The following is a 19,759-nucleotide window of genomic DNA, read 5'->3' as shown; positions in this document are numbered from 1 at the left end:
CGGTTAGCATCTTCCCCCGGCCGGCGGCAAGGCGGGTGCGGACGGTCCGACCCGGGGACACAGTGTCGGCATGGGCAACAGAGCGACGGGACTGACGGAGCCGGCTCCGGGCGTGCACCGCCTGGATGTCGCGCATGTGAACTGCTATCTGGTGCGCACCGACGACGGGCTCACCCTGGTCGACGCAGGCCTGCCGCGCAGCGCGCGCCTGCTCGATACGCTGCTGAAACGCCTGGGCGCCCGGCGTGGCGACATCGACGCGGTGGTGCTCACCCACGGCCACTTCGACCATGTCGGCATGGTGCGAGCGCTTGTCGGCGAGGGTGTGCCCGCGGTCGTGCATCCGGCCGATCGGCGTCTGGTGCGCCATCCCTACCGCTATGCGCACGAGGCCCCGATCTGGAGCTATCCGCTGCGGCATCCGCAGATCCTGCCGACGATGGCCGCGATGGCCTGGAACGGCGCCCTCACGGTGCGCGGCGCCGACGTCGCCGCATCGCTCGCCGACGGAGAGATGCTCGACGTCCCCGGCCATCCGCGCGTGATCGCGACGCCCGGGCACACAGATGGACACTGCGCCCTGTTCTTCGAGCACCTCGGGGTGATGATGTGCGGCGACGCACTGGTCACCCTCGACCCGTACACCGGTCACCGCGGACCGCAGATCGTCGCCGGTGCGGCCACTGCCGACAGTCCGCAGGCGCTCGCCTCGCTGGAGGCGCTGCGGCAGGCGGGGGAGCGCATCCTGCTGCCAGGGCACGGCGACCCGTGGACCGGCGGTGCGAGTGCGGCGATCGATGCCGCGCTGCGACTCGGCGCACACTGACCGCTTCCGCCCGCACCGCTCGTCAGGAGACGGACGGACCGCCGTCGCCGGCCTCAGCCGACTGCGGCGGCGATGGCGGCCTCGGCGGTCGGCTGCGCGAAGGAGAAGCCGCTGCTGGTCAGCGTCCGGGGTGTGACGTCGGCGTCGGAGAGCAGCAGCGAGTCCGCCGCCGGGTGGCCGAGCACCAGCCGCAGCGCCCACGCTGGGGCGGGCAGCAGGTACGGCCGGTGCAGCCGGGCGGCGAGCGTGCGTCCGATCTCATTCGCGGTGGCGCGCGTGGGGCCGGCGAGGTTGACCGGTCCGGCGATGTCGCTGTCGATCAGGCGCCGGATGGCGCGCACCTCGTCGTCCAGCGAGATCCACGGCCATACCTGCCGCCCCGAGCCCAGCGGTCCGCCCAGGCCCAGGCGGGTCAGGGCGATCATCGGCTTCAGCACGGCATCCGGATGCAGCAGCGGCGCCGTGCGCAGCAGGACCACGCGAGTCGCGTCGGCCGCACGGCGTGCCTCCGCCTCCCACCGCACGCACACCTCGGCGAGGAAGGTGCGCCCGGGCGACGAGGACTCGTCGAGACTCTCCCCGGGGCGATCGCCGTAATACCCCACGGCGGAGGCGGAGAGCAGCGCCGGCGCGGACGTGCCCAGCGCGATGAGCGCATCCGCGAGCACCGCGGTGGGCTCGATGCGCGAGCGCAGCAGCGTCTGCTGGTACTGCCGGCCCCATGGCAGGCGCCCGATGCTTGCACCGTTCAGGTTGATCACTGCCGTCGCCCCGGCGAGCACCTCGGGATCGAGTGGCGCACCGGTCAGCCACTCGATCTCGTCCGCCCCGCGCGGCGGACGTCGCACGAGGTGCACGACCCGGATGCCATCGGCGCGCAGCGACTGGGTCAGCGCGCCTCCGATGAGCCCGCTCGCCCCTGAGATCACCACGCGCGATGCGCTCATCCGATCCGCCCTCCTCTGACCGCCGCCGATGGCGCGCCGGTGCCGCCGATCATAGGGCACGCCCGGAATCGGCGGCTCCGGGGCGCAGCACGACCTTGATGCAGCCGTCCTCCTTGCGCTGGAACTTGCGATACAGATCCGGTGCCTCGGTGAGCGCAGCGTGATGGGTGGTGAGATCCATCACACCGAGCGGATCCGCCGGGTCTTCCACGAGGGGGAGGACCTCGTCCGTCCACCGCTTGACGTTGCACTGTCCCATGCGCAAGGTGATCTGCTTGTCGAACATGGTCTTCATCGGCAGGATGTCGGCATCGCCGGCGTACACGCCGCTGAGCGAGACCGTGCCGCCACGGCGCACGATGTCGATGGCGCTGTGCAGTGCGGCCAGCCGGTCCACGCCGGCGTGCTCGAGGACCGTCCGCGAGAGCGGGTCGGGCAGCAGACCGACCGCCTGCTGCAGCACAGAGATGCCGGGGCTGCCGTGCGCCTCGAGCCCGACGGCGTCGATGACGGCGTCCGGACCCCGCCCCTGCGTGAGATCGCGCAGCTGCTCCGGAGTGTCTCCGTCGAGATCGAACACCTCGATGCCGTGCCGAGCCGCCATCGCGCGCCGCTCCGGCACGGGCTCGACAGCGAGCACGCGGTGCCCGCGTGAGCGGGCGATCCGCGCGGCGAACTGTCCGACCGGACCGAGACCGAGCACCGCGACGGTTCCGTCGGTGGGAATCTGCGCGTATTCGACGCCCTGCCACGCGGTGGGCAGGATGTCGCTGAGGAAGAGGTAGCGCTCGTCGGGAAGATCGTGGCCGACCTTGACGTGGTTGTAGTCGGCGAGCGGAACGCGCAGGTACTCGGCCTGGCCGCCGGGAACCTGGCCGTACAGCTTGGTGTAGCCGAACAGCGCCGCGCCGCTGCCGTACTCGCGCACCTGGGTCGTCTCACACTGCGACTGCAGTCCGCGGCGGCAGAACCAGCAGGTACCGCAGGAGATGTTGAACGGGATGACCACCCGGTCACCGGGCTGCAGGGTGCGGATGTCGGCGCCGACCTCCACGACCTCGCCCATCGTCTCGTGACCGAGGATGTCGCCGCGATCGAGGAAGGGGCCGAGCAGCTCGTACAGATGCAGGTCCGAGCCGCAGATCGCCGTGGAGGTGACGCGGATGATCGCATCGGTGGGTTCGATGAGCACCGGATCGGGGACGTCGTCGATGCGGACGTCGCGCTTGCCGTGCCAGGTCAGTGCCTTCATGAGTCGCTCCTTGTCTCGGCGCCCGCGTTCGCGAGCGGCATCTGCGTGGTCTGTGCGGGGGCGCGATCGCGCGCGGCGGCCGCGTGGACGCAGCCGCCGGACGCCGGCATGGTGGGCAGGCGCCGCCGGTCGACCGTGAGCCCCTCGCCGGAGATCTGCACGCGGGGGTCGCTCAGCGCGGCGATGGCGGCGGCGAGCCCGACCACCGCCAGCTTCTCGCCGGGGCAGCGGTGCCCGCTCTGCACCTGTGCGCCGCCGTGCGGGATGAACGTCTCGATGGCCTCGTAGTCCGGCTGAGTGAGGAAGCGCTCGGGGCGGAACCGGGCGGGGTCGTCCCACGAGGACTCGTCGAGGTCGGTGCCGAGGATGTCGATCACCACGCGACCGCCTGCGGGGACGTGCTGGCCGTCGAAGGCGATGTCGGTGAGGGCGCGTCCGGGCAGCATCGGCACGAAGGGCGCCGTGCGGCGGATCTCCTGGGCGAAGGCGGTGGCGAGCGGGCCGCCGACGAGCTGCTCGCGTTCGGCGGTCTCGGCGTGGATGCGGCTGCGCCACTGCGGGTGCTCGTGCAGGCGGCGCGCGGCGAAGGCCACGAAGCGGGCGACGGCGATGAGGGGCCGGATGCTGTTCTGCAGCTCGACGCCGGCCAGCCGATCGGTCAGCAGGCGGCCGTCGTGGTCGCGGTGCCAGGCCCACTGGTGCAGCGCGGTGTGCTCCGGCGGGGTGAGGACGCCGTCGCGCACGGCGCGGATCAGGCGGGCGGCCTGCCGGTCGGACCAGATGCGGTTGAACAGCGCGAGCGTGAAGGCCGGCGTGAGCGGACGACCGAACCCGTCGACGATCTGCGCGAGGCGCTGGGCCCAGCGGGTGCGCGCGTCGGTGGTGCCGGGCAGCCCTGCCCACGTCATCCCGGCCCGGCCAAACACGCCGACCGCCGCGTCGTAGGCGCTGCGTCGCACTCCGGCGACCCAGTCGTGCAGCGCACGCTGCCATTCGCGTTCGAGCTCGGGCAGCAGTCGGCGCACCTGGGCGTCCTCGTAGGCCACGTCGACGAAGGTCGCCTTGCGGTGCAGGTGCGCGGCGCCGTCGAGGCTGTGCACCGAGCCGTGCCCGAACAGCGTCTCCTGCACGAAGCGCGGCAGGGCCCCGTGCCGCGCGATCCGGCTCTCGTCGTAGAACAGCCGCACGCCCTCCGCGCCGCGCACGAACACGGCGCGGTGACCGAGCAGCCGCATCGGGGCGCCGCGGGCGCCGTCACGTACCCGCGCCCAGATCCGCGAGCCGAGGTCGTATCCGTGCACGAAGAGCAGGGGAGCGTCGTCTGTGAGGCGGGGGAGCATGCCGACAAGCCTGCGCTCTGCCGGTGCGACGCGGAACGGGGGCGCGCATCGCGCGTGACTGTGCTAACGGCAGAGGCGCGCATTGAGACGAAGAAGACCCCGTCAGGATGCTGACGGGGTCTTGCTGGTGGGCGATGCCGGACTCGAACCGACGACCTCTTCCGTGTGAAGGAAGCGCGCTACCAACTGCGCCAATCGCCCATGTGGAGTTGTGCTGTGCACGGTGGCACAGTCAGAAAGCATACCCGATGAGCGGCTTCGCCCTGACACCGGACAGCCTGCCGGGCGTGGCGCAGAGGCCGGTGGCGGTGACACGCCCGGCAGCCGGGGGCGGTTTGGCGATGGGCCGATCCTGGGCTAATGTATTTCAAGTGCCCGGGACGCCGGGAACGAAACAGAATATGCGGATGTAGCGCAGTTGGTAGCGCATCACCTTGCCAAGGTGAGGGTCGCGAGTTCGAGTCTCGTCATCCGCTCGAGTGCAGAAGCCCCCTTCGGGGGGTTTCCGCATGTGGGTTCGAATCCACCTCGCGGTGGCGTGGCCGAGAGGCTAGGCACCGGCCTGCAAAGCCGTTTACACGGGTTCGAATCCCGTCGCCACCTCTCGCACAACTGAACAGCCTTCTAGGCGCGATTGGCGCAGCGGTAGCGCGCTTCCCTGACACGGAAGAGGTCACTGGTTCGATCCCAGTATCGCGCACAGACGAAGACCCCCGGCTCTCGCCGGGGGTCTTCTGCGTTCCCCGCGCCCGGCGTGCGCTCAGCGGCCGCGCTTGACCACGTCGTAGGCGGCCAGTGCCGCCTTGCGGCTCTCACCCAGGTCGACGATCGGCTCGGCGGGGGCATCCGCCGCCCACTCGCGCACGTAGTGGCCGTCGGCGTCGAACTTCTTCGCCTGCAGCTCGGGGTTGAAGATGCGGAAGTAGGGTGCGGCATCCGCGCCGGAGCCGGCGACCCACTGCCAGTTGAACGCGTTGGCGGCCTCGTCGGCGTCGACGAGTGTGTCCCAGAACCATTGCTCGCCGTGTCGCCAGTCGATCAGCAGATTCTTGATCAGAAACGATGCCGTGACCATGCGCACCCGGTTGTGCATGTACCCCGTGTGCCAGAGCTCTCGCATCCCCGCGTCGACGAGCGGGATGCCGGTGCGCCCCTGCTGCCAGGCGCGCAGGTGGGTCGGCTTGAGCCGCGGCCACGGGAAGCGGTCGAACTCGGGGCGCAGATTCTTCGTCGCCAGGTCGGGGAAGTGGTAGAGGGTGTGCCAGGCGAACTCGCGCCAGCCGATCTCGGAGAGGAACCGGCCCGCCCCGTCGACATCGGTCGCCTCGTGCCACACCGTGAACGGGCTGACCTCGCCCCACCGCAGCCGCGGGGAGAGCTGCGAGGTGGCGCCCGCGGCGGGTTCGTCGCGGGTCCGGTCGTAGTGCGCGAGATCCTCGGTGAGGAACGCCCGCAGGCGCCGGCGGGCGGCTGGCTCTCCGGGCTCCCATGTCTCGCGCAGGCCGCCGGCCCAGTGCGGGCGCGTCGGCAGCAGCCCCCACGAGTCCAGGGAGTCGGATGCCGGCGTGCGGCCGGGGCCGTGCAGTTCACGCGGCTCCGGTAAGGGAGCGCGTGGCGCGGGCAGGGCCAGGCAGGCCTGCCAGAACGGGGTGAAGACCGAGAAGTGCGTGCCGGAACCGGTGCGCACGGTCCACGGCTCGAAGAGCAGCGAACCGGCGAACGAGCGCACCTGGACGCTGTCCTCGCGCAGCCGGGCCTTCAGCGCCGTGTCGATCTCCCGTTCCGCGCCGCCATACCGGCGGTTCCAGAACACCGCTCCGGCGCCGGTCTCGGCGACGAGCCGCGGGATCACCCGTTCTGCGGCGCCGCGGCGCAGCACCATCGCTGCGCCGCGCTCCTGCACACGTTCGCGCAGCGACGCCAGCGAGTGGTGCAGCCACCAGCGCGCCGCCCCGCCGTGGGCGCGCATCCCCGGGGACTCCTCGTCGAGCACGAAGACGATGATGATCGGCTCGTCACGGTCGACCGCCGCACGCAGCGCGGGATTGTCGGCGAGCCGGAGGTCGTCGCGCAGCCAGACCAGGGAGGGGGATGCCATCGGCCCAGCTTCTCAGACAACGCACGGCCGCGTCACAGAAATCGCTCTCGCACGGTTCGAGGGCCGCCGTCAACCCCCTGACCGCCTTTCGCGGACCGCCCGTAGATTCGTAGCACAGCGAGTCCGAACGGGCTCGACGATGGGAAAGGTACGGTCATGAATCCTCTTCTGATCATCATCGCGGTCATCGCGATCATCCTCGCGATCACGGGTGGGCTTGTGCAGTCTCTGAACTTCCTGCTGTGGGTCGGACTGGTCCTTCTCGCGCTCGCGGTGATCGCGTGGCTCATCAGGGCGGTCTCGGGTCGTAACACGAGCGTGTGACCTCCGACCTGGTGTCGATCGTGAACGGGTAACGATCGCCACCCAGCCCCGGTGCGCAGAGCGGACGCTCGTGCACCGGGGCTTTCTCGTGTCCGCACCCGGATGCGAGCGGCCGCGGCGACCGGCGTAGACTCGGCTCATGGCATCCGGGACGACATCCGATCTGATGGTCGTCGCCGATGCCCTCGCGCGAACTACGGGGGCCTGAGCGGGCAGGACGCGGTCGCGTCCGCAGCTGAGTCGCCTCATCCCATCGCCCATCTGGAGAAACCCGTGTCAGACATCGCCCAGTCCCGCGCCGAGCAGCGCGACGGCTTCGCCCTGTTCACCGATCGAGCCGTCATCGCCATGCGCGTGAACGGCGAGCTGAAGGATCTTGCTGCAACGATCACCGATTCCGACGTCGTCGAGCCGGTGACCGTCGACAGTCCGGCCGGCCTCGAGATCCTGCGGCATTCGACCGCCCACGTCCTGGCGCAGGCGGTGCAGCGCATCCGTCCGCAGTCGAACCTCGGCATCGGTCCGCCGATCACCGACGGCTTCTACTACGACTTCGGCGTCGACGAGGCGTTCACCCCGGAAGACCTCAAGGCCATCTCGAAGGAGATGCAGCGCATCATCCGCGAGGGTCAGCGCTTCACGCGCCGCGTCGTCAGCGAGGACGAGGCCCGTGCAGAGATGGCGGACGAGCCGTTCAAGCTCGAGCTCATCGACCTCGCCGGCGGGCCCGGTTCCGGCGCGGACGCAGCGGAGGGCGCATCCGCCGAGATCGGCGCCGGCGAGCTCACCATCTACGACAACGTCACGAAGGACGGCGAGGTCGCCTGGAAGGACCTCTGCCGCGGTCCGCATGTGCCCAGCACCCGGATGATCGGCAACGGCTGGGACCTCACCCGCGTCGCCGCCGCTTACTGGCGCGGCAGCGAGAAGAATCCGCAGCTGCAGCGCATCTACGGCACGGCCTGGCCGACCAAGGACGAGCTGCGCGCCTACCAGGAGCGCCTCGCCGAGGCCGAGCGACGTGATCACCGCAAGCTCGGCGTCGAGATGGACCTGTTCTCGTTCCCCGATGAGATCGGCTCGGGGCTTGCGGTCTTCCATCCCAAGGGCGGCATCATCCGCTACGAGATCGAGGAGAACCTGCGTCGGCACCTGCTGCGCAACGGCTACGACGTGGTGAACAGCCCGCACATCACCAAGAAGGACCTGTTCCAGACCTCGGGGCACCTGCAGACCTACGCGGACGGCATGTTCCCCCCGATGCACCTGGACGAGGTCGTCGACGAAGAGGGCAACGTCACCCGGCAGGGTCAGGACTACTACCTGAAGCCGATGAACTGCCCCTTCCACAACCTGATCTTCCGCTCGCGCGGGCGCAGCTACCGTGAGCTGCCGCTGCGCATGGCGGAGTTCGGCACGGTGTACCGCTACGAGAAGAGCGGCACGCTCTCGGGCCTGACGCGCGTGCGCGGCCTGACCCAGGACGACGCGCACATCTACGTCACCCAGGACCAGGTGCGCGACGAGCTCGCGACCAACCTGAACCTCGTCCTGACGCTGCTGCGCGACTACGGCCTGAACGACTTCTACCTCGAGCTGTCCACCAACGAGGAGGGCAACGACAAGTTCCTCGGGGACCCCCAGCAGTGGAAGACCGCGATCGACACCCTGCGCGAGGTCGCCCTGGAATCCGGGCTGGAGCTCGTCGCCGACCCGGGCGGCGCGGCGTTCTACGGCCCGAAGATCTCGGTACAGGCGCGGGATGCGATCGGACGCACCTGGCAGATGTCGACCATCCAGCTCGACTTCAACCAGCCCGAGCGCTTCGAGCTCGAGTACACCGGGCCCGACGGGCAGAAGCACCGACCGGTGATGATCCACCGCGCGCTGCTCGGCTCGGTCGAGCGCTTCTTCGCGATCCTGCTCGAGCACTATGCCGGTGATTTCCCGCTGTGGCTCGCGCCGGTGCAGGTGATGGGCGTGCCCGTCGCCGACCAGTACGCCGAGTACCTGGACGGGGTGATCGGTCAGCTCCGGGATGCCGGCGTGCGCGCCGACGTCGACCACTCCGACGACCGGATGCAGAAGAAGATCCGCAACCACACCACCGCCAAGGTGCCGGTCATCCTCATCGCCGGTGAGCAGGACCGCGCCGCCGGAACGGTCTCGTTCCGCTTCCGGGACGGTTCACAGCAGAACGGCGTGCCGATCGCGGATGCCGTGTCGCGGATCCGCTCCGCGATCGCGAGCCACACGCGGGTCATGAGCGCCGAGGACCTCGCATGAGCGACGGCGAGCGCGAGGTGGAGGACGGCGCTCACCTGGCCGGCGTGCCGGACGAGTTCCAGCGGCTGTGGACACCGCACCGGATGGCGTACATCCAGGCCGGTCCCGAGCCGCTGCGCGAGGACTGCCCGTTCTGCGAGGCGCCGCAGCACGACGACGCGGAGCGTCTGATCGTGGCGCGCGGCAAGACGGCCTACGTGCTGCTGAACCTGTTCCCCTACAACTCCGGTCACCTGCTGGTGTGCCCGTACCGCCACATCGCCACATACGATCAGGCGACGCCCGAGGAGGTCGCCGAGATCGGCGCGCTCACGCAGACCGCCATGCGCGTGCTGCGCGAGGTATCGCGCTGCACCGGCTTCAACCTCGGGATGAACCAGGGGGAGGTCGCCGGCGCCGGCGTCGCCGCCCATCTGCACCAGCACATCGTGCCGCGCTGGGCGACGGACGCGAATTTCTTCCCGATCATCGCGAAGACCAAGGCGCTTCCGCAGCTGCTCGGCGAGGTGCGCGAGGCCGTGGCGAACGCGTGGCCCGCCGCCGGCGTGTGAGCCGGCCGGCGCGTCAGCGCACCTGGCGCGCCGTGAACTCCATCGCGGGGTGTGCGAACGCCTCCTGAGACTCGACCAGGCGCAGCTCGCGGTCGCCCGAGTCCAGGGTGTTCTTCAGCAGGGCGAACACGCTGGACACCGTGCGCTCGAGCGCGAGGCTGGCGTCGCCGGTGGCGACGTAGTGCGCGGTGAACAGAGCCGCGGTGACATCCCCCGAGCCGTTGGCCTTCATCGGCAGGTGGGGGGTGCTCACCAGCCATGCCCCGCTGCCGTCCGCCGCGAGCATCTCGATCGTGCCCTCCTCGCGATCCGGGCGCTCCACCGAGGTGACCAGCACCGTCGATGGGCCCATGGCCATCGCCGCGTCGACCGAGGCGAGGGTCGAGTCGAGGTCGCCGGGCTCGGTGCCGGTGAGGTATCCCAGCTCGAACTGGTTGGGCGTGATGATGTCGGCCACCGGCACGACGCGGTCTCGCAGCAGGTCGGGGATCGCCGGGGCGACGAAGCAGCCCGACTTGGCGTTGCCCATCACCGGGTCGCACGCGTACACGGCATCCGGATTGACCGCCTTCACGCGCGCGACGGCGTCGATGATGACGTCGCCGATGCCCTCGCCGCCCTGATATCCGCTGAGCACGGCATCGATCTGACCGAAGACTCCGCGCTCCTCGATCCCGGTGATGACCTCGCGCACGTCGACCGGGTCGATCATCGGACCGCGCCAGGCGCCGTAGCCGGTGTGATTGGAGAAGTTCACGGTGTACACCGGCAGCACGTCGACGCCGATGCGCTGCAGCGGGAAGACGGCCGCGGAGTTTCCGACGTGGCCGTGCGCGACGGCGGACTGGATCGAGAGGATCTTCATCCGTTCATCCTCTCACCGCGGCGGCCGCGAGGTCATCGACGAGCCGCGCCGTTTCGGCATCCGTCAGGTCGTGCACGGTCAGGCGCAGATGCTGTGACGGCGGCGCGTTGTCGTCGAGCAGGAACTCGTCGCCGGGACGCGCGAGCCACCCGCGACGCATCAGCTGCTCCGCCGCACGACGGGCGGGTACGTCCAGACGCACCCACAGGCTCAGCCCGTCGGTCGAGAGGGTGCGGATCCCGCGGGTGGCCAGGGCGGCACGGAAGGCGGCGTTGCGCGACGCGTAGTGCGCGGCCGCGCGGTCGATCCCGGCGCGCGCGTCGGGGTCGGTGAGCTGTGCGTGCGCGAGCCGCTGCAGCAGATGGCTCACCCACGTCGTGCCGGGGCTGAGCCGCATCGCGAGGCGCTCGGCGGTCACGGGGTCGGTGCCGGCGAGGGCCACGCACATGTCGGGGCCGAGGAACTTCGACACCGAGCGGATCAGGGCGTAGCGCTCGTGATCGGCACCGATCAGCGTGGCGTACGGGTGCGGGGAGAGCAGCGAGAAGTGGTCGTCCTCGATGATCAGGACGTACGGGTGGTCGGCGAGCACCTCGCGCAGCGCCTCGGCCCGGGCGGGGGAGAGACTCGCGCCCGTGGGATTCTGCGCGCGGGGCGTGCTGATGATCGCCCGCACGCCCGCGTGCAGCGCCGCGCGCAGGCCTTCGACGGTCATGCCCTCCTCGTCCACCGGGACGGGAACCGCGCGGTAGCCGCCCAGACGGACGGTGTGGATGCTGGCGAGGAAGCACGGGTCCTCCAGGGCGACCGCGTCGTCGCGCGTCAGCGCCTGGGCGAGCAGCCGCTCGACCGCGTCGACCGCGCCGCTGGTGACCACGATCTGCAGGTCGTCGCGCGGCAGGTCGGCGCGCATCCACTCGCGGGTGAATCGCTCGAGACCCGCGTCGATGACCGGTTCGCCGTACAGCACCGGCCGGCCGACGATCGATCCGAGCGCCCGCGTCGGGTCGGGGATGAGGGCGGGATCGGGGTTGCCGGATGCCACATCGCGCAGCACCGTGTCGGCCACGCCCTCCTGCGCGACGGGCGCACCGCCCGCGATCACCGTGCCTGCCCGACCCCGGGAGACGACGAGGCCGGCCTGCGCGAGCTGTCGGTACGCGGCGACCGCGGTGTTGCGGTTCACGCCCAGGGTCGATGCGAGTTCGCGCACCGGCGGCAGCGGATCGCCGGATCGCAGCATTCCGCGCTCGCGCAGCGCGCGGACGCTGTCGGCGATCTCCGCGGCTGTGGTCCCGCTGATCATGTCGTCCATCGCTCCGATCCTACGGTGCTATCTTTTGACATAGGCCAAAGTGCGGATTGTCACAACGAGGAGTGATCATGGCAGCCACCGAACAGAACCCGTCCACCGGATCCCAGCGCGTCAAGCGCGGTCTCGCCGAGATGCTCAAGGGCGGGGTGATCATGGACGTCGTGACCGCCGAGCAGGCCAAGATCGCCGAAGACGCCGGTGCTGTCGCGGTCATGGCGCTGGAGCGCGTGCCGGCCGACATCCGCGCTCAGGGCGGCGTGTCGCGCATGAGCGATCCGGACATGATCGACAGCATCATCGACGCTGTGTCGATCCCCGTGATGGCCAAGGCCCGCATCGGCCACTTCGTCGAGGCGCAGGTTCTGCAGGAGCTCGGCGTCGACTACATCGATGAGTCCGAGGTGCTCTCGCCCGCCGACTACGTGAACCACATCGACAAGTGGCCCTTCACCGTGCCGTTCGTGTGCGGCGCCACCCATCTCGGCGAGGCGCTGCGCCGCATCACCGAGGGCGCCGCGATGATCCGATCGAAGGGCGAGGCCGGCACCGGCGACGTCTCGGAGGCGATGAAGCACATCCGCAAGATCCGCGGCGAGATCGCCGCCCTGGGTGCCCTGTCGAAGGATGAGCTGTACGTCGCGGCCAAGGAGCTGCAGGCCCCGTACGAGCTCGTCGCGGAGATCGCCGGAACGGGTGCGCTGCCCGTCGTCCTCTTCGTCGCCGGCGGCGTGGCCACGCCCGCTGACGCCGCGATGATGATGCAGCTCGGCGCCGACGGCGTGTTCGTCGGGTCCGGCATCTTCAAGTCCGGCGACCCGGTCGCGCGAGCCAAGGCGATCGTCAAGGCCACCGCGTTCTACGACGACCCGAAGGTGATCGCCGAGGCGTCGCGTGGCCTCGGCGAGGCGATGGTGGGCATCAACGTCTCCGACCTGCCGGCTCCGCACCGCCTCGCCGAGCGCGGCTGGTGACGATGCCGCGCGTCGGGGTGCTCGCATTGCAGGGCGACGTGCGAGAGCATGCCGCCCTGCTCGAGCGCCTCGGAGCGGACGTGCTGCGGGTGCGCCGACCCGAGGAGTTCACCGCCGTCGACGGCCTCTTGATCCCCGGCGGCGAGTCGAGCGTGATCGACAAGCTCGCGCGCATGTTCGGCCTCGCCGACCCGATCCGCGCCGCCATTCGCGACGGGATGCCGGTGTTCGGCACCTGCGCGGGACTGATCATGCTCGCCGACCGACTCGTCGACGCGATCGAGGGGCAGCAGACGTTCGGCGGGCTCGACGTCACCGTGCGGCGCAACGCGTTCGGCCGTCAGGTCGATTCCTTCGAGGGCCCGGTCGCCGTGCCGGCTCTCGGCGACCAGCCAGTGCACGCCGCGTTCATCCGCGGTCCGGTGGTGGAGACGGTGGGACCGGAGGCCACTGCGCTGGCAACTCTGCAGGACGGCAGCGTCGTCGCCGTGGAGCAGGGGAACCTGCTCGGCATCAGCTTCCACCCCGAGATCTCGGGCGAGACGCGGTTCCACGATCGGTTCCTGCAGCGCGTCGCCTCGCGTAGCTGAGGCGCTTTGCTCACGATTCGATAGAATGGACGACGCCCTGGAGGCGACTCCGGGCGCAGACGACGAGCGGAGACACATGTCCGGGCATTCCAAGTGGGCCACGACCAAGCACAAGAAGGCCGTCATCGACGCGCGCCGTGCCAAGTCGTGGGCGAAGCTCATCAAGAACATCGAGGTCGCGGCAAAGCTCGGCGGACCCGATCAGGCCGGAAACCCGACGCTCTTCGACGCGGTGCTCAAGGCCAAGAAGATGTCGGTCCCGAAGGACAACATCGACCGCGCGGTGAAGCGCGGGGCAGGCATAGGCGGCGAAGCCGTCGAGTACACCTCGATCATGTACGAAGGCTACGGACCCAACGGCGTCGCCCTCATGATCGAGTGTCTGACCGACAACAAGAACCGCGCCGCTGCCGAGGTGCGCACCGCGCTCACTCGCAACGGCGGCACGCTGGCCGACCCCGGTTCGGTCGCCTACAACTTCACCCGCAAGGGCGTCATCGTCGTCGGCGCAGAGGGAACCACCGAGGACGACGTGATGATGGCCGCCCTCGAGGCGGGTGCTGAGGAGGTCGAGCCGCACGCCGAGGGCTTCCAGGTCATCGCCGAGGCCACCGACCTGGTGGCGGTGCGCACCGGCCTGCAGGAGGCCGGCATCGACTACGACTCCGCGGATGTCGAGTTCGTGCCGAACCTCAAGGTCGAGATCGACGCCGACACCGCGCGCAAGGTCTTCCGTCTCATCGACGCCCTCGAGGACAGCGACGACGTGCAGAACGTGTTCGCGAACTTCGACCTCACCCCGGACGTGCAGGCCGAGCTCGAGAGCGACGACGAGGAATAGTCAGCGGACAGCAGCTGATCGGCCCCGGGCGCGCCTGCGCCCGGGGCCGATCAGCACCTCCTAGCCTGAAGGAGTGCGTCCCCTCCGCGTCCTCGGCATCGACCCCGGCCTCACCCGCTGCGGCATCGGGATAGTCGACGTCGACCGTTCGCGACGGGCGACCCTCGTCCACGTCGGTGTGGTGCGCACCCCGGTCGATGCGGACCTCTCCACCCGGCTGGCGGCGGTGGCCGCCGGCATCCGTCTTGCAATCGACGAGCACGGCCCCACCGCGGTCGCCGTCGAGCGGGTCTTCGCGCAGCACAACGTGCAGACGGTGATGGCGACAGCGCAGGCATCCGGTGTCGCCCTGCTCGTCGCGGCAGAGGCAGGACTGCCGGCGGCGACGCACACGCCCAGCGAGGTGAAGGCGGCCGTCACCGGCTACGGTTCGGCCGACAAGCGCCAGGTGCAGTCGATGATCGCGCGGATCCTGCGTCTGGATGCGCCGCCGCAGCCCGCGGATGCCGCGGACGCGCTGGCGATCGCGCTGTGCCACGCGTGGCGCGGCGGTGCCGTCGCGGCACCGTCCGGCGCCGGACTCACCCCCGCGCAGCAGGCGTGGGCGAATGCCGAGCGCGGGGCCCGTGTCTCTAGAACATATCTCCGATAGGCTGGCGTCATGATCTCGTCCCTGCGCGGCACTGTGCTGCACACCGACTCCGCCCACGTCATCATCGAGACGGGGGGAGTGGGCTTCGCCGTCTTCGTGCCCGCCGACGTCGCGCACACAGCCGTGCTCGGCGAGCCGCTGCAGCTGCACACCAGCCTGATCGTCCGCGACGACGCGCTCACGCTCTACGGCTTCAGCGACCGCGACGAACTCGAGATCTTCGGTCAGCTGCTCAGCGTCACCGGGGTCGGTCCGAAATCCGCGCTCGGCGTGCTCTCGCACCTCACCGTCGACCAGATCGCCGAAGCGGTGACCGCCGAGGACGACGCGCCGTTCCGCCGGGTGTCGGGCATCGGGCCGAAGACCGCGAAGCTCATCGTGGTGCAGCTGGCGGGCAAGGTGCAGCCCCGCGTCGCCTCCTCGGCGGCCGGCACGGCCCCGAGCGGCACCGTCGAGCAGGTCGCAGCGGCGCTGGTCGGCCTGGGCTGGAGCGAGAAGGTGGCGGCCGAGTCCGCGACGCAGAGTGCCGCGGATGCCACGGACGCCGAGCGCGAATCGGTGCCGGCGCTGCTGCGACGCACTCTCGCCGCGATGGGACCGGGGGCAACACGTGGCTGAGGACGCTCGGGCGGCCGGCGAGCCTCTCGACGAGACCGAGCTCGCCATCGAGGGTGCGCTGCGCCCCACCAGCCTCGACGAGTTCGTCGGTCAGCCCAAGGTGCGCGGTCAGCTGCAGCTGCTGCTGCAGGCGGCGCACATCCAGGAGCGCCCGGCCGATCACATCCTGCTGGCCGGCCCGCCCGGCCTGGGCAAGACCACCCTGGCCATGATCGTCGCCCACGAGAGCGGCCGGCCGCTGCGCCTGTCGAGCGGCCCGGCGATCCAGCACGCCGGTGACCTCGCCGCCCTGCTGTCGAGCCTCACACCCGGCGAGGTGCTCTTCATCGATGAGATCCACCGGATGGCGCGATCCGCCGAGGAGATGCTGTACCTCGCCATGGAGGACTTCCGCATCGACATCATGGTCGGCAAGGGCGCCGGTGCGACCAGCATCCCCCTCGATCTCGCACCGTTCACTCTCGTCGGGGCGACGACGCGCTCCGGACTGCTGCCGAACCCGCTGCGCGACCGCTTCGGCTTCACCGGGCACCTGGAGTTCTACGACGAGGGCGACCTCGAACAGGTGATCGCGCGCTCGGCGAACGTGCTCGGGGTCACCCTGCCACACGACTCGCTGGCCGAGATCGCCCGGCGCTCGCGCGGCACGCCGCGTATCGCGAACCGCCTGCTGCGGCGGGTGCGCGACTACGCGCTGGTGCACGGCGGGGGAGCGGCCGCGACGATCGACGACGTGCGTGCGGCACTCGAGCTGTACGACGTGGACGCCATCGGACTCGACCGTCTCGACCGGGCGGTACTGGACGCCCTGGTGCGCCGCTTCCGCGGCGGTCCGGTGGGGCTGAGCACGCTCGCTGTCGCCGTAGGCGAGGAGGCGGAGACCGTGGAGAGTGTCGTGGAGCCGTACCTCGTGCGCATCGGCTTCCTCGGTCGCACGCCCCGCGGACGCGTCGCGATGCCGGAGGCATACCGTCATCTGGGCGTCGCGCACCCCGAGGGTGCGGCATTGTTCGATGACCTATAATCGCTGAAGGCTTCCCGGCTTCCCGGCTTCACCTCCACGCACCGCCGCGTTCGGCGTGCACCTTGAAAGGCTCTCGCTCTTATGGAAATCATCCTGTTCGGTCTTCTCGCCGTGATGCTCGTGTTCATGTTCCTGAACACGCGCAAGCGCCAGAAGCAGATGAAGGAGCAGCAGGAGGAGAAGGCCACCAAGACCGTCCCCGGTGCGCGGGTGCTGCTGCAGGGCGGCCTGTACGGCACGGTCGTCTCGTACGACCCGGTCGACCTCGACAAGCCGGCGCGCATCGAGATCGCCCCCGGCGTGGTCATCGACGTGCACAGCCAGGCCATCCTCCGCCTCGTCGAGGACACCGCGCCCGAAACCGTCGCCGCCGAGCCCGGTGACGGCCTCGTCGAGCCGACGCCGGCCGCGCAGAGCCCCGACGGCATCGAGTCGATCCAGGTCGAGACCCCGGAAGAGACCCGGGCGCGCCTCGAGCGCAACGACGAGAACTGATCACGGCACGGCCCCTCGCGCGGAAAGCGGAACTCTGTGGCATCCTCATCTCCGACCCGTCATGCGTGGCGGGTCCTGCTCGGCCTGCTCATCGTCATCGTGGCGCTGTTCGGCATCAACGCGCTGGGCGTGTACGGCTTCAAGAAGAGCTCCTGGGCGCCTGAGCTGGCCCTCGACCTGCAGGGCGGGACGCAGATCATCCTCAGCGCCGAGTCGCCGAACGGTGCCGCGCCCACCGAGGATCAGCTGAACCAGGCCGCCTCGATCATCCGTCAGCGCGTCGACGCGTCCGGCGTCGCCGAGTCGGATGTGACCACCGAGGGCGGGCGCAACATCGTCGTGCAGATCCCCGGCGCCGCCGATGCGGAGACCCGCGCCCGCATCCAGGCCAGCGCGAAGCTCGAGCTGCGACCGGTCATCCTCGCCACCGACCCCGCGTCGTCGTTCGTGGGGGAGGACGGCAAGAAGACGCCGTACCCGACACCCGCCGACACCCTCGCCGCCACGCCCACCGCATCCCCCACCGACGCGTCCGACCCGAACTGGGCGACCGAGCAGCGTCAGGCCGAGCTGCGCGCCTACGACTGCTCCGCCAAGCACGATGAGCCGAATTCCCCCGAGGATGAGCCGATCATCGCCTGCGACGAGAACGGCATGGCGAAGTACCTGCTGGGTCCGGTCGAGCTCGACGGCACCGTCATCGACGATGCCACCGCCGGCCGCGAGCAGCAGAGCGGACGCTGGACGGTCAATCTCGACTTCGACGCCAAGGGCACCGAGATCTTCGGTAAGGTCAGCCAGCGTCTGAACGCCAACCGCCTCGCACAGCTGTCGCCGCGCGACCAGTTCGCGTTCGTGCTCGACGGCAAGGTGCTCTCCGCCCCGGTCATGCAGGCCGTCATCCTCAACGGCAAGCCGAGCATCTCGGGTGACTTCACGCAGGAGAGCGCGAAGGCCCTCGCCGACCAGCTGCGCTACGGCGCGCTGCCACTGAGCTTCACCGTGCAGAGCTCCGACACCATCTCCGCGACCCTCGGCTCGCAGCAGCTGGAGATCGGCCTCATCACCGGTCTCATCGGACTCGGTCTCGTCGCGATCTACTCGCTGATCAGCTACCGCGCGCTGGGCTGGGTGATCATGGCCTCCATCGGCGTGATGGGCGTGCTCACCTACATCATCATCGCGATCCTGGCCTGGCGCATGGGCTTCCGCCTCTCGCTCGCCGGCGTCGCAGGTCTGATCGTCTCGATCGGATTCACCGCCGACTCGTTCATCGTGTACTTCGAGCGCATCCGTGACGAGCTGCGCGACGGCAAGTCGATCGTCGCCTCGGTCGAGGACGGCTGGGGACGCGCGAAGCGCACGATCTACATCTCCAAGTCGATCAACATCCTCGCCGCCGTGGTGCTGTACATCCTCGCCGACGCGACGGTGAAGGGCTTCGCGTTCACGCTCGGGCTCACCACCCTGATCGACGTGTTCATCTTCGTGATCTTCACGCACCCGGTCATGCAGCTGCTGGCCCGCACCCGCTTCTTCGGCGGCGGACACAAGCTCTCCGGTCTCGATCCTGACGCGCTCGGCGCGGTCTACCGCGGTCGCGCGCAGTTCCGCGACGTGCGCACCGGCTCGACCGGACGTGCTGCGCGCAACAAGGGCGCCCGCGGCGAGGCCGAGAAGCGCCAGACGATCGCCGAGCGCAAGCGCGCTGAGGCCCTCGCAGCATCTCCGGATGCCGGAAAGGACTCCGACGCCTGATGTTCTCCATGAATGAGTTCGGCAACAACCTCTACTCGGGCAAGACCTCCTTCCCCTTCGTCGGCCGGCGCCGACTGTGGTTCATCATCGCCATCCTGCTGGTGGCGGGCTCGGCGCTCGTGCCGCTGATCCGTCCGATCCAGTTCTCCATCGAGTTCACCGGCGGTTCGCAGTTCGTCGTGCTGTCGCCGTCGTCGACCGACCAGTCGCTGGCGACGGATGCCGTACGCGAGATCGTCCCCGAGGCGGCTACGAAGGTGGTCACCGTGAACGGCGAGGACGTGCGCGTCCAGACCGATCAGATGACGCCCGAGCAGAGCCAGCAGGTCAAGGCGGCTCTGGCGAAGACGTACGACGTGGACGACGCGGAGATCACCGACTCGTTCATCGGCCCCGCCTGGGGAGAGAACGTGACGCGGCAGTCGCTGTGGGGTCTGGCGATCTTCCTCGCGCTGACGTTCCTGATCCTGGCGATCTACTTCCGCACCTGGAAGATGTCGGCGGCGGCCATCATCGGTCTGCTGGACGTGCTGCTGATCACCGTCGGCATCTACGCCCTCGCAGGGTTCGAGATCTCGCCGGCCGCGGTGATCGGCTTCCTCACCATCCTCGCCTACTCGCTCTACGACACCACGGTCGTCTTCGACAAGGTGCGGGAGAACACCACCGAGGATGCCAACCAGACCACGCGCACCTTCGGCGAGTCGGTCAACCTCGCGGTGAACCAGACGCTGGTGCGCTCGATCAACACCTCGGTCGTCGCGGCGCTGCCGGTCGGTGCGATCCTGTTCATCGGGTCGTTCTGGTTCGGGGCAGAGACGCTCACCGACATCTCGCTGTCGATCTTCGTCGGCATCCTCGTCGCGACCTACTCCACGCTGTTCGTCGCCGCGCCGCTGTACTCGCTGTTCCGCGAGAAGGAGCCCGAGATCGTCGCGCACGACGCCAAGGTGCGCGAGGCGCGCGAGCGCGCTGCCGCAGCCACGGTGTGAGGCCGCACCGGGCG

Annotated in this window: 19 protein-coding genes and 4 tRNA genes; 16 read left to right on the top strand and 7 right to left on the bottom strand. The window is 69.8% G+C overall.

Annotated features, from left to right (window positions below):
* The first annotated feature begins 70 nt into the window (after positions 1–70).
* Positions 71–826, top strand: a complete 756-nt coding sequence (locus tag WFG93_RS06855) for an MBL fold metallo-hydrolase (RefSeq protein WP_336645562.1) — start codon at positions 71–73, stop codon at positions 824–826.
* 53 nt (positions 827–879) lie between these two features.
* Here WFG93_RS06855 and WFG93_RS06850 read toward each other — a convergent pair whose 3' ends face one another.
* The 4 genes from WFG93_RS06850 to WFG93_RS06835 all read right to left on the bottom strand — a co-directional run bounded on the left by WFG93_RS06850 (position 880) and on the right by WFG93_RS06835 (position 4,566).
* On the bottom strand, positions 880–1,773 hold the full coding sequence (locus tag WFG93_RS06850) for a TIGR01777 family oxidoreductase (RefSeq protein ID WP_336645561.1): 894 nt from the start codon (positions 1,771–1,773) through the stop codon (positions 880–882).
* Between the two features lie 49 nt (positions 1,774–1,822).
* Positions 1,823–3,025: a zinc-dependent alcohol dehydrogenase gene (locus WFG93_RS06845; protein ID WP_336645560.1), complete on the bottom strand. Its 1,203-nt coding sequence runs from the start codon at positions 3,023–3,025 to the stop codon at positions 1,823–1,825.
* Positions 3,022–4,365, bottom strand: coding sequence for a cytochrome P450 (locus WFG93_RS06840; protein ID WP_336645559.1), 1,344 nt, complete (start codon positions 4,363–4,365; stop codon positions 3,022–3,024). The genes WFG93_RS06845 and WFG93_RS06840 overlap by 4 nt, the downstream gene beginning before the upstream one ends.
* Positions 4,366–4,490: 125 nt before the next feature.
* Positions 4,491–4,566 (bottom strand) — tRNA-Val (locus WFG93_RS06835).
* Between the two features lie 202 nt (positions 4,567–4,768).
* On the opposite strand from WFG93_RS06835, the gene WFG93_RS06830 reads away from it, so the two are divergent.
* The 3 genes from WFG93_RS06830 (at position 4,769) to WFG93_RS06820 (ending at position 5,065) form a co-directional block, all read left to right on the top strand.
* A tRNA-Gly gene (locus WFG93_RS06830) sits at positions 4,769–4,841 on the top strand.
* A gap of 56 nt (positions 4,842–4,897) precedes the next feature.
* A tRNA-Cys gene (locus WFG93_RS06825) sits at positions 4,898–4,968 on the top strand.
* Between the two features lie 25 nt (positions 4,969–4,993).
* Positions 4,994–5,065 (top strand) — tRNA-Val (locus WFG93_RS06820).
* A gap of 60 nt (positions 5,066–5,125) precedes the next feature.
* Here WFG93_RS06820 and WFG93_RS06815 read toward each other — a convergent pair.
* Complete coding sequence (locus tag WFG93_RS06815; protein ID WP_336645558.1) at positions 5,126–6,463, bottom strand: cryptochrome/photolyase family protein; 1,338 nt, start codon at positions 6,461–6,463, stop codon at positions 5,126–5,128.
* Between the two features lie 156 nt (positions 6,464–6,619).
* Between WFG93_RS06815 and WFG93_RS06810 the strand changes: the two genes are divergently transcribed.
* The 3 genes from WFG93_RS06810 (at position 6,620) to WFG93_RS06800 (ending at position 9,624) form a co-directional block, all read left to right on the top strand.
* The gene (locus WFG93_RS06810) at positions 6,620–6,787 is read left to right on the top strand and encodes a hypothetical protein (RefSeq protein WP_177243763.1); all 168 of its coding nucleotides are present in this window, start codon (positions 6,620–6,622) and stop codon (positions 6,785–6,787) included.
* Between the two features lie 348 nt (positions 6,788–7,135).
* Complete coding sequence (gene thrS / locus WFG93_RS06805) at positions 7,136–9,073, top strand: threonine--tRNA ligase (RefSeq protein ID WP_336645715.1); 1,938 nt, start codon at positions 7,136–7,138, stop codon at positions 9,071–9,073.
* Positions 9,070–9,624, top strand: a complete 555-nt coding sequence (locus tag WFG93_RS06800; RefSeq protein WP_336645557.1) for an HIT family protein — start codon at positions 9,070–9,072, stop codon at positions 9,622–9,624. Before thrS ends, WFG93_RS06800 begins: the two co-directional genes overlap by 4 nt.
* Positions 9,625–9,637: 13 nt before the next feature.
* On the opposite strand, the gene pdxY is transcribed toward WFG93_RS06800, so the two are convergent.
* Complete coding sequence (pdxY, locus tag WFG93_RS06795) at positions 9,638–10,489, bottom strand: pyridoxal kinase PdxY (RefSeq protein WP_336645556.1); 852 nt, start codon at positions 10,487–10,489, stop codon at positions 9,638–9,640.
* Positions 10,490–10,493: 4 nt separating this feature from the next.
* Positions 10,494–11,804: an aminotransferase class I/II-fold pyridoxal phosphate-dependent enzyme gene (locus tag WFG93_RS06790; protein WP_336645555.1), complete on the bottom strand. Its 1,311-nt coding sequence runs from the start codon at positions 11,802–11,804 to the stop codon at positions 10,494–10,496.
* Between the two features lie 68 nt (positions 11,805–11,872).
* On the opposite strand from WFG93_RS06790, the gene pdxS reads away from it, so the two are divergent.
* The 9 genes from pdxS to secF all read left to right on the top strand — a co-directional run bounded on the left by pdxS (position 11,873) and on the right by secF (position 19,745).
* Positions 11,873–12,775, top strand: a complete 903-nt coding sequence (gene pdxS / locus WFG93_RS06785; protein ID WP_336645554.1) for a pyridoxal 5'-phosphate synthase lyase subunit PdxS — start codon at positions 11,873–11,875, stop codon at positions 12,773–12,775.
* 2 nt (positions 12,776–12,777) lie between these two features.
* The gene (gene pdxT / locus WFG93_RS06780; RefSeq protein WP_336645714.1) at positions 12,778–13,365 is read left to right on the top strand and encodes a pyridoxal 5'-phosphate synthase glutaminase subunit PdxT; all 588 of its coding nucleotides are present in this window, start codon (positions 12,778–12,780) and stop codon (positions 13,363–13,365) included.
* Between the two features lie 76 nt (positions 13,366–13,441).
* On the top strand, positions 13,442–14,206 hold the full coding sequence (locus tag WFG93_RS06775; protein WP_336645553.1) for a YebC/PmpR family DNA-binding transcriptional regulator: 765 nt from the start codon (positions 13,442–13,444) through the stop codon (positions 14,204–14,206).
* A 73-nt stretch (positions 14,207–14,279) separates the two neighbouring features.
* Positions 14,280–14,858 (top strand): crossover junction endodeoxyribonuclease RuvC, encoded by a 579-nt coding sequence (ruvC, locus tag WFG93_RS06770; protein WP_336645552.1) that lies wholly within the window; start codon positions 14,280–14,282, stop codon positions 14,856–14,858.
* 9 nt (positions 14,859–14,867) lie between these two features.
* Entirely contained in the window at positions 14,868–15,476 is a 609-nt protein-coding gene (gene ruvA / locus WFG93_RS06765) for a Holliday junction branch migration protein RuvA (RefSeq protein ID WP_336645551.1), read from the top strand.
* Positions 15,469–16,500 (top strand): Holliday junction branch migration DNA helicase RuvB, encoded by a 1,032-nt coding sequence (gene ruvB, locus WFG93_RS06760; RefSeq protein ID WP_336645550.1) that lies wholly within the window; start codon positions 15,469–15,471, stop codon positions 16,498–16,500. Before ruvA ends, ruvB begins: the two co-directional genes overlap by 8 nt.
* Positions 16,501–16,581: 81 nt before the next feature.
* Complete coding sequence (locus WFG93_RS06755; RefSeq protein ID WP_336645549.1) at positions 16,582–16,995, top strand: preprotein translocase subunit YajC; 414 nt, start codon at positions 16,582–16,584, stop codon at positions 16,993–16,995.
* A 36-nt stretch (positions 16,996–17,031) separates the two neighbouring features.
* Positions 17,032–18,753, top strand: coding sequence for a protein translocase subunit SecD (gene secD / locus WFG93_RS06750; protein ID WP_336645548.1), 1,722 nt, complete (start codon positions 17,032–17,034; stop codon positions 18,751–18,753).
* Positions 18,753–19,745: a protein translocase subunit SecF gene (secF, locus tag WFG93_RS06745; protein WP_336645547.1), complete on the top strand. Its 993-nt coding sequence runs from the start codon at positions 18,753–18,755 to the stop codon at positions 19,743–19,745. The genes secD and secF overlap by 1 nt, the downstream gene beginning before the upstream one ends.
* The last annotated feature ends 14 nt before the right edge of the window (positions 19,746–19,759 follow it).

It is taken from the genome of Microbacterium sp. USHLN186 (genome assembly GCF_037145155.1).
Lineage (GTDB): Bacteria > Actinomycetota > Actinomycetes > Actinomycetales > Microbacteriaceae > Microbacterium.
This window is presented reverse-complemented; position numbering and strand designations above follow the sequence as displayed.